The sequence below is a fragment of the Mesorhizobium loti CJ3sym genome (assembly GCF_000472785.1).
Classification (GTDB): Bacteria; Pseudomonadota; Alphaproteobacteria; order Rhizobiales; family Rhizobiaceae; genus Mesorhizobium; species Mesorhizobium loti_E.
Window position 1 is genome coordinate 94,229 of record NZ_AXAL01000027.1, and the last position, 12,288, is coordinate 106,516.

The 12,288-nt window shown below is 63.8% G+C and carries 12 protein-coding genes; 9 read left to right on the forward strand and 3 right to left on the reverse strand.

What is annotated here, in order from left to right; all coding sequences use genetic code 11:
* Nucleotides 1–59: 59 nt before the first annotated feature.
* Entirely contained in the window at nucleotides 60–1,661 is a 1,602-nt protein-coding gene (locus A3A9_RS0129730) for a 5-guanidino-2-oxopentanoate decarboxylase (RefSeq protein ID WP_027061886.1), read from the reverse strand.
* An 11-nt stretch (nucleotides 1,662–1,672) separates the two neighbouring features.
* The gene (locus A3A9_RS0129735; protein ID WP_027061887.1) at nucleotides 1,673–2,521 is read right to left on the reverse strand and encodes a dimethylarginine dimethylaminohydrolase family protein; all 849 of its coding nucleotides are present in this window, start codon (nucleotides 2,519–2,521) and stop codon (nucleotides 1,673–1,675) included.
* A 219-nt stretch (nucleotides 2,522–2,740) separates the two neighbouring features.
* Here A3A9_RS0129735 and A3A9_RS0129740 point away from each other — a divergent pair, with 219 nt between their 5' ends.
* The 7 genes from A3A9_RS0129740 to A3A9_RS0129770 all read left to right on the forward strand — a co-directional run bounded on the left by A3A9_RS0129740 (nucleotide 2,741) and on the right by A3A9_RS0129770 (nucleotide 9,182).
* The gene (locus tag A3A9_RS0129740) at nucleotides 2,741–3,553 is read left to right on the forward strand and encodes an ABC transporter ATP-binding protein (RefSeq protein ID WP_027061888.1); all 813 of its coding nucleotides are present in this window, start codon (nucleotides 2,741–2,743) and stop codon (nucleotides 3,551–3,553) included.
* Between the two features lie 55 nt (nucleotides 3,554–3,608).
* The gene (locus tag A3A9_RS0129745) at nucleotides 3,609–4,409 is read left to right on the forward strand and encodes a transporter substrate-binding domain-containing protein (protein ID WP_027061889.1); all 801 of its coding nucleotides are present in this window, start codon (nucleotides 3,609–3,611) and stop codon (nucleotides 4,407–4,409) included.
* A 160-nt stretch (nucleotides 4,410–4,569) separates the two neighbouring features.
* Nucleotides 4,570–5,283 carry an ABC transporter permease gene (locus A3A9_RS0129750; RefSeq protein ID WP_202596417.1) on the forward strand — a complete coding sequence of 238 codons (714 nt, stop codon included), beginning with the start codon at nucleotides 4,570–4,572 and terminating at the stop codon, nucleotides 5,281–5,283.
* Nucleotides 5,283–6,092: an ABC transporter permease gene (locus tag A3A9_RS0129755; protein ID WP_027061891.1), complete on the forward strand. Its 810-nt coding sequence runs from the start codon at nucleotides 5,283–5,285 to the stop codon at nucleotides 6,090–6,092. The genes A3A9_RS0129750 and A3A9_RS0129755 overlap by 1 nt, the downstream gene beginning before the upstream one ends.
* Nucleotides 6,093–6,234: 142 nt before the next feature.
* Nucleotides 6,235–7,236 (forward strand): Ldh family oxidoreductase, encoded by a 1,002-nt coding sequence (locus A3A9_RS0129760; protein WP_027032675.1) that lies wholly within the window; start codon nucleotides 6,235–6,237, stop codon nucleotides 7,234–7,236.
* A gap of 348 nt (nucleotides 7,237–7,584) precedes the next feature.
* Complete coding sequence (locus A3A9_RS0129765; RefSeq protein ID WP_027061892.1) at nucleotides 7,585–8,037, forward strand: DoxX family protein; 453 nt, start codon at nucleotides 7,585–7,587, stop codon at nucleotides 8,035–8,037.
* Nucleotides 8,038–8,204: 167 nt separating this feature from the next.
* Nucleotides 8,205–9,182, forward strand: coding sequence for a complex I NDUFA9 subunit family protein (locus A3A9_RS0129770; protein ID WP_027061893.1), 978 nt, complete (start codon nucleotides 8,205–8,207; stop codon nucleotides 9,180–9,182).
* Between the two features lie 24 nt (nucleotides 9,183–9,206).
* On the opposite strand, the gene A3A9_RS0129775 is transcribed toward A3A9_RS0129770, so the two are convergent.
* Nucleotides 9,207–10,580, reverse strand: coding sequence for a cytochrome P450 (locus A3A9_RS0129775; protein WP_027061894.1), 1,374 nt, complete (start codon nucleotides 10,578–10,580; stop codon nucleotides 9,207–9,209).
* 201 nt (nucleotides 10,581–10,781) lie between these two features.
* Here A3A9_RS0129775 and A3A9_RS0129780 point away from each other — a divergent pair, with 201 nt between their 5' ends.
* Both A3A9_RS0129780 and A3A9_RS0129785 read left to right on the forward strand, forming a co-directional pair.
* Nucleotides 10,782–11,351 carry an NADPH-dependent FMN reductase gene (locus A3A9_RS0129780; RefSeq protein ID WP_027061895.1) on the forward strand — a complete coding sequence of 190 codons (570 nt, stop codon included), beginning with the start codon at nucleotides 10,782–10,784 and terminating at the stop codon, nucleotides 11,349–11,351.
* An 89-nt stretch (nucleotides 11,352–11,440) separates the two neighbouring features.
* A partial coding sequence (locus A3A9_RS0129785) for a caspase family protein (RefSeq protein WP_027061896.1) occupies nucleotides 11,441–12,288 on the forward strand: 848 nt, incomplete at its 3' end.

The window sequence follows — 12,288 nt, forward strand, 5'->3', positions numbered from 1 at the left end:
AACAGGCTAGCCGGCGAAGGGACCGCTGCAGGCTGGGAAATCAACGCCAGCCTGGACGCTCAATCGACCGTGATTTCGATGACATGCGGCAACCCGGTTGCCCGGGCGCGCTTCAGTGCCTGTGGCAAGGCGCCGATATCGGCAAGCCGTTCGGCTGATATGCCGTAGGCTTCGGCCAGCTTGCAGAAGTCCGGCGGCGCCGGCGACACACCGACAGGTTCGACGCCGACATCGAGCATCGAGGTCTCGATCTCGCGATAGCCCCTGTTGTTCCAGACGACGAAGATGACTGGCGCGTCGGCATCAAGTGCCGCACCCAGCTCCGGCAGCGTGAACTGGAAGCCGCCGTCGCCGGTCAGGCAGACAACCGGCGCATCGGGCATGGCCAGTGCCGCCCCGATCGCCGCCGGTGGACCGTAGCCAAGCGCGCCGAAGCCGGTGGCGGCGTTGAACCAGCCGCCTGGCCGGTCGTGGTCGTAATAGAGATTGGCGGCATAGACCGGTTGCGTCGAGTCACCGACGATGATCGCACCCGGCAAGGCGTCGCGGATCATTTCCACGGCATGCACCTGCGCCACATAGGCCGGGCTCAACTCGGCAAACGCAGCCTTCCGCACCGAGGCGGCGCGCCCCTCGCCATCTGGCGCGGCTACATGAGCGGAGCCGATCGCGGCGAGCAGGGCTTCGATTGCTTCGGCGCAGTCGGCCTGGATGCCAACCGTCACCGGGCGGCGCGCGAGCTGGTCGGCGCCGATATCAATTCGGATCAGGTTGGAGGGCAGCACAAAACCGCCGTCACCATAGCCGTCATAGTCGGTCGGGCCGAATTCCGTGCCGGCGGCAATCACCAGATCGGCGTCGGCCATCAAAGCACGGACCGCCTTAAGGCTTGGGCTTGCCGGCACGCAGAGCGGGTGGCGATGCAGCAGGCCGCGCGCATTGGTGGTCTCGACGACCGGCGCGCCCAGCTTCTCGGCCAGGCGCCGCAACGGCGCCTCGGCGCGCTTGGCGCCGCCGCCGGCCAGGATGAGAGGGCGGCGAGCCGCGGCGATGAGTTTGACTGCACTCGCTATCGCCGCACCGTCGGGCGCGGGCGGGGCTGCATTGCTCAACAGAGCCGCGATGCCGTCCGCCGGCTTGACCATGACATCGGTCGGGATCTCGATATGCACCGGGCCGGGGCGTGACGATGAAAACAGGGCGAAGGCCTGTGCCAGCGCACCCGGCAATTCACCGGCCTCTGTGATCCTCTGCGACAACAGCGCCACTTTCTCCATCATGCCGCGCTGGTCCGGCAGCTCATGCAGGAAGCCAAGCCCCTTGCCCAGCGTCGCCGTGGCATTGACGCCGGAGATGACCAGCATCGGCACCGAATCGGCGCGCGCCTGGCCCATGGCGGTAATGGTGTTGGTCAGTCCCGGTCCGGTGATGACGAAAGCGACGCCCGGCCTGCCGCTGGCGCGGGCATAACCGTCGGCCATGAAGCCGGCGCCCTGTTCGTGGCGCGGCGTGACATGGCGGATTTTCGAGCGCGCCAGGCCACGATAAAGCTCGACCGTGTGCACGCCCGGAATGCCGAAGACGGTGTCGACGCCATGGGCTTCGAGTAGTGTGATCAGGGCTTCGCCGATGGTCGGCCCAGTGGTCGTCCCTGTATTCATCCCAGTGGTCATCATTGGCGCAGCACCGGGCGTGTCAGGCAGGTCGGGCCGCCCTCGCAAGCGATGCAGAGCGCGTCCGCCTCGAAGGTGGCGACCCTGCAGCCGGCGGCTTCCATGGCCTCGGCCGTCTTGGGAAAGCCGGCAACGGCGATCACCTTGTGCGGCGCGGTCGGCAGCACGTTGAGGCTCAAGCCGTTGGAGGCCATGAACTCACCGGCATCGCCCTCGACCAGCTTGATGCCGCGCGCGCGCAGCATCTGGTAGAAGGCGGCCGGCAGGAGCGGGGAATAGACCAGCGCCAGATCGTCGGCGAGCGGGCTGATCACCGACATCAGATGCAGGCAGGCTTCCTCGCCATGCCAGAGCGGCAGGTCAAAGCCAAAAACCGAAATGCCTTTCGGCGAGAGCAGGTTCGAAAGCTGCTGGATGCCGTCCTGGTTGGTGCGCACGCCACGGCCGACGGCAAGGGTTTTTGCATCGACCCAGACGCAGTCGCCGCCCTCCACCTGGCCGGGGCTCTCGACGCGGCCGAGAATGGGAATGCCCATCCTGATATAGGCCGCCTCATGCAGGCCGGGCTCGGGCCGGCGCAGCGCCTTGCCCATTGAGAGGATGATGGCGCCGTGGTCGGTCATCAGCGAGGGGTCGTGGGTGAAGACGGAATCGGCCAGCCCGTCATCGGCATCAGTCAGCCATTCGATCTCAGCGCCCGCAGCCGCGACCATGCCAGTCAGCTGTTCATGCTGGGCAGCGGCTTTTTGTGGGTCGAAACCCGGGCCATAGTGCCATTCCTGTGCCCTGGCGTGGCGCATGGCGCTCGACGCGGAGCGCATCAGCACGCGCTTGAGCGACCCTGCCATGGACTGCGAACCGTATGTTTTGCCCACTAATTTCTCCCGAAACATCGCTGCCGCCACTAACCACTACAGCAAGCTGTGATCAATGGTCCAAAAACCATGGTTGACGGAGGCAAGCGGAACGGTCCATCTTGAGAATGGGAACTCTGTCCAGTGACGGGTAATGGGTAAAAAAATCCAGCAGCGACGAGCTCGACCGCTCCGTGGAGCGTCGAGGGGATGATGGCTCAAGGCGCCGCACCCGCATTGAAACATACGGCGCAGGACGGCGCCGCCGAAGCCATCCATGTCGAGAACCTGCACAAGAAATTCGGCCAGTTGCATGTGCTGAAGGGCGTGTCGCTGTCGGCGCGCGACGGCGAGGTGATCGCCATCATTGGCGGCTCGGGCTCCGGCAAGTCGACGCTGCTGCGCTGCATCAACTGCCTCGAAAATCCGACCAGCGGCATCATCCGCGTCAATGGCGAAGAGATCAAACTGAAGGCGGACAGCCACGGCCACACCGTTCCCGCCGACCGCAGGCAGATCGAGCGCATCCGCTCCAAGCTCGGCATGGTGTTCCAGAACTTCAATTTGTGGAGCCACATGACGCTGATCGAGAACGTCATCGAGGTTCCGGTGCATGTGCTGGGTGTCAAGCGCGACGAGGCGATCGCCCAGGCCGAAAAGCTTCTCGTCCGCGTCGGGCTGGCCGAAAAGCGCGACGTCTATCCAGCCTATCTCTCGGGCGGCCAGCAGCAGCGCGCCGCTATCGCCCGGGCGCTCGCCATCAATCCACGCGTCATGCTGTTCGACGAGCCGACCTCGGCGCTCGACCCGGAGCTGGTCGGTGAGGTGCTGAAGGTCATCGGCGACCTGGCGCGCGAGGGCCGCACCATGGTGTTGGTCACCCATGAAATGAAATTCGCCCGCGAGGTCGCGACCCATGTCGTCTATCTCTACAACGGGCTGGTCGAGGAAGAAGGCCCGCCGGAACAGATCTTCGGCGCACCGAAATCCGAAAGGCTGAAGCAGTTCATCCGCAACATCGGCTAGGGACAGGCCGAGACGGAAGAAAACCGGGAACCAACAACAAACTGGGAGTTTTGAAATGAAGACTGTTCTGAAGACATTCGCCGCAGCGCTGCTGCTCGGCGTCGCCGCCTTGGGCGTGGCCAAGGCCGATCCGGTCAAGATCGGCGTTGCCGCCGAGCCCTATGCGCCCTTCACCTCGCCGGATGCGTCGGGCAAATGGGTCGGCTGGGAGATCGACTTCATCGACGCCGTGTGCGCTGAAGAGAAACTCGACTGCGTCATCACGCCGGTTGCCTGGGACGGCATCATCCCGGCGCTGACGACCAAGAAGATCGACCTCATCGTCTCGTCGATGTCGATCACCGCCGAACGCGAGAAGACGATCGACTTCTCGGACAAGTATTACAACACGCCGACGGCGATCATCGGACCGAAGGATCAGAAATTCGGCCCCGGGCCGGACGATCTCAAGGGCAAGGTCATCGGCGTCCAGGTCTCGACCGTGCATGCCGTCTACGCCAAGAAGCACTTCGGCGCCACGGCTTCCGAGATCAAGGAATACCAGACCCAGGACGAAGCCAACAACGATCTCGCCGCCGGCCGCCTCGATGCGGTGCAGGCCGATTCCATCGCGCTGGGCGAATTCCTCAAGTCCGACCAGGGCAAGGCCTGCTGCGACCTGAAAGGCATGGTGGCGCCGGACGACGAGGTGCTTGGACCGGGCGTGGGCGCCGGCGTGCGCAAGGAAGATACCGACCTGAAGGCAAAGATCAACGCCGGCATCAAGGCGATCCGGTCCAACGGCAAATATGACGAAATCTCGAAGAAGTACTTCGATTTCGACATTTACGGCGGCGGCGGCGCGCAGTCGAACTGATTAGCAAGCCTGGCTTGTGACCGCGCGGCGCATCGTGCGCCGTGCGGTTTCGCCTGAACCTGTCCACGCACGCTTTCGCTGACGAAAATGGCCAGCGGCTGACGCCAACAATCTGGGGGCAAAGCTGATCGACGCATTTCTTTCGGCCTCGGCGGCCGGCATTGTCGAGCTTCTCTCGCCCAATCCGCCGGGCTGGGGCAGTCAGCTTTTGGTCGGGCTGCTGCATTCGATCGAGATCGCGCTCGGCGCCACCTGCCTCGGCCTTTTGATCGGCACTGGCGGCGCTTTCGGCAAGCTTTATGGCGGCCCGGTGGTGCGCGACCTCCTGGCTGTCTATACCACGATCGTGCGCGCGGTGCCTGAACTGGTGCTGATCCTGCTGCTCTATTATGCCGGAACCGACCTGATCAACCAGGCGCTGACGGCGATGGGCTATCAGCGCGTCGACATCAGTGGCCTTGCCGCCGGCATCGCCGTGCTGGGCTTCGTCCAGGGTGCCTATTCGACGGAGGTGATACGCGGCGCGATCCTCGCCATTCCGCAAGGGCAAATCGAAGCTGCCCGTGCCTATGGAATGTCGCCGGGCCTGATGCTGCGGCGTATAACGCTGCCGGCAATGCTGCCTTTCGCCATACCAGGCCTTGCCAATCTCTGGCTGATCGCCACCAAGGACACCGCCCTGCTGGCGGTCGTCGGGTTCTACGAACTGGCGCTGGCAACGCGGCAGGCCGCGGGTGTCACCAAAGCCTATTTTACCTTCTTCTTTGCCGCGGCCGTGCTCTACCTGCTGCTGTCGCTGGTTTCCAATTTCCTCATCGGCCGCGTCGAGGCATGGTCGCGACGCGGCATGCCCTCGCTCAAGGAAGCGCGCTGATGGCCAACGAAGCGGCCATCATCAACGTTGTCGCGCGAACGTCGCTGTGGCTGCAGCCGCACCGTATCGTGCTGATCCTGATCGCGCTGGGGCTGGTTCTGGGTGCCATCTTCTTCATGCGCTGGGATTGGCTGCCGCAATATTACGAGATGGGTCTGCTCGGCATCTGGCGCTCACTATGGATCCTGGCCGTCACGTGCGTGCTGGGTTTCCTGCTCGCCGTGCCATTGGGGTTGGCGCAGGCCACCGGCTCCTTCTGGTTCGCGGCACCGGCCAAGGTCTTCTGCACGGTTATCCGGGGCACGCCGCTGCTGATCCAGCTATGGCTGCTCTATTACGGCCTGGGTTCGCTGTTTCCGCAATATCCGTGGATCCGTGAATCCTGGATGTGGCCGTATCTGCGGCAAGCCTGGCCCTACGGTGTGCTGGCATTGACCTTGTCCTTCGCCGGTTACGAGGGCGAGGTGATGCGCGGTGCCTTTGCCGGCGTGCCAAAGGGACAGCTGGAGGCAGCTCGTGCCTTTGGCATGAGCCGCTGGAAAATCTTCCGCCGCATCTGGCTGCCGCAGGCCTTCTATAGGGCGCTGCCGACGCTGACCGGCGAGACCGTGCTGCAGCTGAAATCGACACCGCTGGTGGCGACGATCAGCGTCATCGATATCTTCGCCGTCGCGGGCAAGGTGCGGCAGGACACCTACCTCACCTATGAACCCCTGCTGCTGCTGGCGCTGATCTACATGACGATCACCGGTATCCTGGTCTTCGCTTTCAGCAGGATCGAGGCGCGGATCCCCAACAAGATCGGCTAGCCCGTGCCGGGGCGGTAGCGGCGGACGCGTCCGCCGCTTTTCTTGCAGTCGCGGACGATTTTCAACACAAACACCGCCTCATCTGCTGCTAATCACAGTCCAGACAACGCAATCAGATTTCCGCAATCGCAGGACCACCATGATGCAACTCAGTCTCGACCAGGCAAGAGGACTGTGCCGGATGGCGGCACTCGGCGCCGGCGCCAATGAGGAGGCTGCACAATCGCTCACAGCGTCGATCATCGCAGCCGAGGCGGAAGGGCTTTCTACGGTGGGCCTGACGCATTTCATCGACTATCTCGAAGCGCTGGAAGCCGGCCGTATCGACGGCAATGCCGATCCGGTGATCACGAGGCCGGCGCTGGCCGTCTATCTCTCCGACGCACGCGGCGGGCTAGCGCATACCGGTTTTGACCGCACCATCGACGACCTGGCCAAGGCGGCAAAACTATTCGGCGTCGCCATCTTCTCGCAGAAGAACGCCTATACGTGCGGTGCGCTCGGCTATTTCACCGGACGCCTGGCCGCGCAGGGACTGGTGTCCTTCGCCGCCACCAACGGTCCGGCCGTGCTTGCCGGCTCGGGTTCGGTCAAGCCGGTCTATTGTACCAACCCGATGTCATTTGCCGCGCCTGCCGCCGACGGTGCGCCGCTGGTCATCGACCAGTCGTCGAGCGCCACCGCCTTCGTCAACATCCGCAAGGCGGCCGAGGACGGCAAGAAGATCCCGGAAGGCTGGGCGCTGGACGCGAGCGGCAATCCGACGACCGATCCCGCTGCGGCCATGAAGGGCGCCATGCTTGCCTTTGGCGGCCAGCGCGGCGCCAACATCGCGCTGATGGTCGAGGTGCTGGCGGCCGGCCTTTCAGGCGCCAACTGGTCGCTCGACGCGCCATGGTTCAGCGGCGGGCCGGACAGCCCGGGAACCGGCCTGTTCGTGCTTGCCGTCGAGCCCAAGCTGCTCGATCCCGATTTCGAACAGCGGATGAAGGACCAGCTCGACCGCCTGCGTCGCCGCTTCGGCGTGCATGTGCCCGGCCGTGCCCGGGCCGAGGCAGCCGAGAAGGCGCAGGCGCGCGGCATCACAGCACCCAAGGCGGTCGTGCAGCGTATTTCGGAATTCGCCGAGCGCTATTCGGCCTGAAGCAGCAGATCACAAATTTTTCCGCGCTTCGATGAACCTTCCGGCACTTGCCGACGACAAATAGCTGTCCGGGTCGGGTTTGCCCGGTCGGTGTCTTCTGTCGGATGCGTCAAGGGCTGGGCGGGCGTACTTGCTTCACGCCATGCTGATACCGTCTCAGGTCAGGCCGCCTCGTTGGACCCTGTTTTCGATATGAGCTTCACCCGGAAAACCTCGCTTCGGCGAGGTTTTCTGCGTTTCGTCCCACGCATACGATGAAACATGATTATGAAAGTTAACTTTTGTTAACTTGACTTGATGGAGGCCATCGGGCGTTTGCGAGGGGATGTCCACAAAACAGGAGCTACGATGTCCGTAACCACCGACGCTTCCCGCGGCAGACTGATCATTCCCGCACTTGGCCGCCTGTATTCGTCGCTGCATGACGCCGGCGAAACCGTGCTGCGCGTCGTCGCCGGCGCGTTTCTCACCATCCACGGCTCGCAGAAGATCACCAATCCTTTCGGCGCCGCCGAGATGGTCGAAGGCCTCGGTTTCTATCCCGGCGCGTTCTGGTCGGTGATGCTTGCTTGTACGGAATTCTTCGGCGGCATCTTCATCGCCATCGGCTTGTTGACGCGGCCGGCCGCCTTTGCAGGCCTGTTCGTGCTGCTGGTCACGGTCTGGTTCCACTGGGTGACTATGGGCCAGGGTTACTCCGGCGCGGAAAAATCGCTGCTGTGGGCCGCTATTCTGCTGTTCTTCGTCATTCGCGGCGGCAACCGGCAGTCAGTCGACGCCCGTCTCGGCAAGGCGTTCTGACAAGCCTCTGTTTAGACGCAATTCCCAAGGGAAAACCGCTTAACACTTTTCCTAGAATTGCTCTGCAAGAAGGGCGACGCGACGACGCGTCGCCCTTTGCCTTTGGCGCAAAACCGACTATGAAACGGCTTCAGCCAAGCCATCTGGAACGTGCGCCGGAGCCAGCCATGACCGAAATCCTGCAGACCCCGAAGCTCGTCGTCGTCTTTGGCGGCTCGGGCTTTGTCGGCCGCCATGTCGTGCGGGCGCTGGCCAAGCGTGGCTACCGCATCCGGGTCGCCTGCCGGCGGCCCGATCTTGCCGGCCATCTCCAGCCGCTCGGCAATGTCGGCGAGATCCAGCCGGTACAGGCCAATGTGCGCATGCGCTGGTCGGTCGACCGCGCCGTGCAGGGCGCTGACCACGTCGTCAACCTGGTCGCCATCCTGCATGAGACCGGCCGGCAGAAATTCTCCGCCGTCCACGAATTCGGTTCCCGCGCCATCGCCGAGGCCGCGCGCTCCGTTGGTGCCGGGCTGACCCATATTTCCGCGCTTGGCGCCGATCCAGACTCCGAATCGGACTACGCACGCACCAAGGCGCTTGGCGAAAAGGCCGTGCTGGAGACGATCGCCGATGCCGTCATCCTGCGGCCGTCGATCATTTTTGGCCCGGAGGACGAGTTCTTCAACCGCTTTGCCAACATGGCGCGCTATTCGCCAGTGCTGCCGCTGATCGGTGGCGGCCAGACCAAGTTCCAGCCGGTCTATGTCGGCGACGTCGCCGAAGCGGTGGCACGTTCGGTCGACGGCAAGATCAATGGCGGCCAGATCTACGAGCTTGGCGGTCCCAATGTGCTGACCTTCAAGCAGTGCATGGAAGAGCTGCTCACTGTCATCGAGCGCAAGCGCCTGCTGTTGCCGGTGCCGTGGTGGGTGGCCAACATCCAGGCCTCGATCCTCGGCCTGTTGCCCAATCCGCTGCTGACCAAGGACCAGGTGATGCAGCTGCGCGAGCACAACATCGTTTCGGAAGCCGCTGCCAAGGCCAACCGGACACTCACCGGGCTTGGTATCCAGCCGCAATCGATCGCGACGATCCTGCCCAGCTACCTCTGGCGCTTCCGCGCCGCCGGCCAGTTCCAACAGCGCAAACCCGCAGCATAAGCCCCAGGCGGCGGCTCTTGCCCGTCAACGATGGCGGGCAGTAACCTGCATGGGCAGCCCGCCTTGCGGCTGCGTGGTCAGTTTCTGCACCGGCCAGGGTTTCGTTTCGGCGGTCGTATCGAAGCGGAAGCGCGACAACAGGATAGCGAGCGCGATGATTGCCTCCTGCATGGCGAAGCTGGCGCCGATGCAGACGCGTGGGCCCGCACCGAACGGCAGATACTGGAAGCGGTCGATCTTTTCGCGGTTTCCCGGATGGAACCGCTCGGGCAGATAGGCATCCGGCCGGTCCCATAATTTCCTGTGGCGGTGTACAACCCAGGGCATGACCAGCACTGCCGCGTGCTTGGGGATATAAAGATCCTTCCACATCTCCGGCTCGATCGGCTCGCGGTTGATCGATGGCGCCGGCGGATAGAGCCGGAGCGCCTCGTCGAAGGCGGCGCGTGTCAGCGGCATGGCGTCGAGCCACTTGGTCGGATCGGTCTCGCGCGCCAGCACCTGGTCGATCTCCTGCTCGACCCGGTTGCGCTCCCAAGGCGATTCGGCGAGGCAGTACAGCGTCCAGCCCAGCGCGCGGGCCGTCGTCTCATGGCCGGCGCCGATGAAGGTGATGATGTTGTCCTCGACTTCGGCTCGCGTCAGGCCCTCCGGGCCTTCGGCCTTGAGCAGCAGCGTCAGGAAATCCTGCGGCACGGCATCGGGATCGCGCCTGAATTTCTCTTCTCGCATCTTGACCGTGTCAGTGACGATCTTGCGGAAATAGGCCATGGTCTTGCGGCCGCGAATGCGGGTGAGCCGCGGCAGCCAGTCCGGCGCGCGCAGCAGGTCGAGCGGATCGACGCGGCCCATGGTCTCGAACAGGCGGTCGATCTCGTTGGCGAAACTGCCCGGCTCGCCCGCGATCTCGCCGGAGAACAGCGTCTCGGCCAGAATGTCGTAGGTGAGCAAGGTCATGTCATGGGCGATATCGGACGTGCCGCCCGCCTCGTAGCGAGTGACGAACTCCAGCGTGCGTTTCAGCATCGGCTGGGCAAAGCCGAAGATGTGGCGCGGCGTAAACACCGGCGCCATCGCCTTGCGCGATCGCTTCCACACCTCGCCTTCGGCGGTCAGCAGGCCATCGCGCAGGATCGGCCGCAGGATTTTCTGGCGCACCGTCGCCATCTTGTAGTTTTTCGCATTGTCGACCAGCACATGGCGAATGAGGCCCGGATCATTGGCGACGATCAGATGTCCACCAACCCCGTTCGCCGAAACCCAGGGCTCGTTGTAGGTGTGCTCACCCCACAGTTCGAGCGGATTGCGGTAGACGATGCGGATCATCTCCAGCGTCGAAGGCGGCGTTGTACGCGGCTTCGGTGCGGGAGGAACAAAAGGGGCGGGCTGGATGTCCATGAAGTGCTCCGCTGCTCTCATGAATGTAGTGGCTGGCAATCCGGGCGTCCATGTGACCGAACGGCAGGCAAGTCACGGCACGAGGCGGACAGTCTGTTCATCCGATCGTGACCGTTGCGCCAGACGTCCAACCTTGTCCACCACAACACTCTGCCGTAGTGACAGTTACCAACAGATACCGCTGACACACAGGAGCCTCCCTTGAAGCATCAGTTGAACATCATCATCGGCAGCACGCGGCCTGGCCGGGCCGGACCGGTTTTCGCGGAATGGCTCGAAAAATTTGCGCGGGAGCACGGGAAATTCGAGCCGGTGCTGACCGACATTCACGCTTTCAACCTGCCGGTGCTGGACGAACCGCATCATCCCAGGCTCGGCAACTATCAGAACGACCATACCAAGGCCTGGTCAAAGGCGATCGGTGCCGGTGACGCGTTTGTGTTCGTTGCGCCGGAGTACAATTATTTCGCGGCCCCCGCGATCGTCAACGCGATCGACTATCTCGCGCGGGAATGGAAATACAAGCCGGCAGGCATCCTCAGCTATGGCGGCGTCTCCGGCGGACTGCGCGCGGCGCAGGCCTTGAAGCCGCTGCTGGCGGCGGTTGGCATCATGCCGATCCCCGAAGGCATTGCACTGCCGATGTATCAGACGCTTCTCGACAAGAGCGGCGCTTTCAACGCCAACGAGCTGGTTGCCAACGGGGCCAAGACCATGCTGGACGAGCTGTCGCGCTGGAGCGAGGCGTTGAAGCCGATGCGCGCTGCCTGAAAGAGCCGGGTTTTGGCCAAATGCCCGGCTTGCTCACGCCATAAAGAGGTGGAATTGTCGGCAAGCGACTGAGCCGGGGGCGGTTCGACGTGCGTTTGCTGCTTGCCTTGCTGCTGTTCTTGTCTGCCACCGCCACCGCGGTGGCGGAGCGGCGCGTGGCGCTGATCATGGCCGAAGACGACTACCGGCTGGTCAGGCCCTTGGCCAATCCCCTCCATGATGGCGAGGCGATGCAAGCGGCGTTGAAGGCGCTCGGCTTCGAGGTCGTTCTCGAAACCAACCGCGACCTCCGGCGCATGCGGCGCGCGCTCGACGATTTTCGCGAGGATGCCAAAGGGGCCGATGTCGCTTTGGTCTATTTCTCCGGCCATGGCGTGGAAATCTCGGGCGACAACCGGCTGCTGCCGGTCGATGCCGATGCCTCCTCGCTCGACGCGCTGGACAAGACCAGCCTACCGCTGGAAGAGGTGCGCGCTGCGGTCGCCGCCACCGCCAAGGTCGGGCTGATCGTGCTCGATGCCTGCCGCAGCGATCCGTTCGCGGGCGGCAACGGCGAGGGGCGCGGTGCGACCTCGCTGGCGAAGGATGTCGCTGACAAGGTCAAGCCAGGTCTCGGCCGCATCGGGAAGGCGGAAAACATCCTGTTCGCCTTTTCAGCCGCGCCCGGCGAGACAGCCGCTGACGGCACCGGCCAGAACTCGCCTTTCACCACGGCGCTGACCAAATATCTCGGTACGGACGGGCTCGAAATCCGCTCGGTGCTGACGCTGGTGCAGCAGGAGGTCTATGACCTATCGCGCGGCAAACAGCTGCCTTATGTCGAGAGCGGCCTGCCAAAACTGTTCTTTGCCGCCGCCGCCAAGCAACAGCTGCCGGAGCGCGAACGGCTGCTGCTGGCCATGGCCGATGTGACGCCGGACATGCGCGGCGAGGTCGA

Excerpts from the sequence above, each read along its gene's own strand:
- A3A9_RS0129730 (WP_027061886.1), bottom strand. The coding sequence starts at position 1,661 with ATGAATACAGGGACGACCACTGGGCCGACCATCGGCGAAGCCCTGATC.
- A3A9_RS0129735 (WP_027061887.1), bottom strand. The coding sequence starts at position 2,521 with ATGGCAGGGTCGCTCAAGCGCGTGCTGATGCGCTCCGCGTCGAGCGCC.
- A3A9_RS0129740 (WP_027061888.1), top strand. The coding sequence starts at position 2,741 with ATGGCTCAAGGCGCCGCACCCGCATTGAAACATACGGCGCAGGACGGC.
- A3A9_RS0129745 (WP_027061889.1), top strand. The coding sequence starts at position 3,609 with ATGAAGACTGTTCTGAAGACATTCGCCGCAGCGCTGCTGCTCGGCGTC.
- A3A9_RS0129755 (WP_027061891.1), top strand. The coding sequence starts at position 5,283 with ATGGCCAACGAAGCGGCCATCATCAACGTTGTCGCGCGAACGTCGCTG.
- A3A9_RS0129760 (WP_027032675.1), top strand. The coding sequence starts at position 6,235 with ATGCAACTCAGTCTCGACCAGGCAAGAGGACTGTGCCGGATGGCGGCA.
- A3A9_RS0129765 (WP_027061892.1), top strand. The coding sequence starts at position 7,585 with ATGTCCGTAACCACCGACGCTTCCCGCGGCAGACTGATCATTCCCGCA.
- A3A9_RS0129770 (WP_027061893.1), top strand. The coding sequence starts at position 8,205 with ATGACCGAAATCCTGCAGACCCCGAAGCTCGTCGTCGTCTTTGGCGGC.
- A3A9_RS0129775 (WP_027061894.1), bottom strand. The coding sequence starts at position 10,580 with ATGGACATCCAGCCCGCCCCTTTTGTTCCTCCCGCACCGAAGCCGCGT.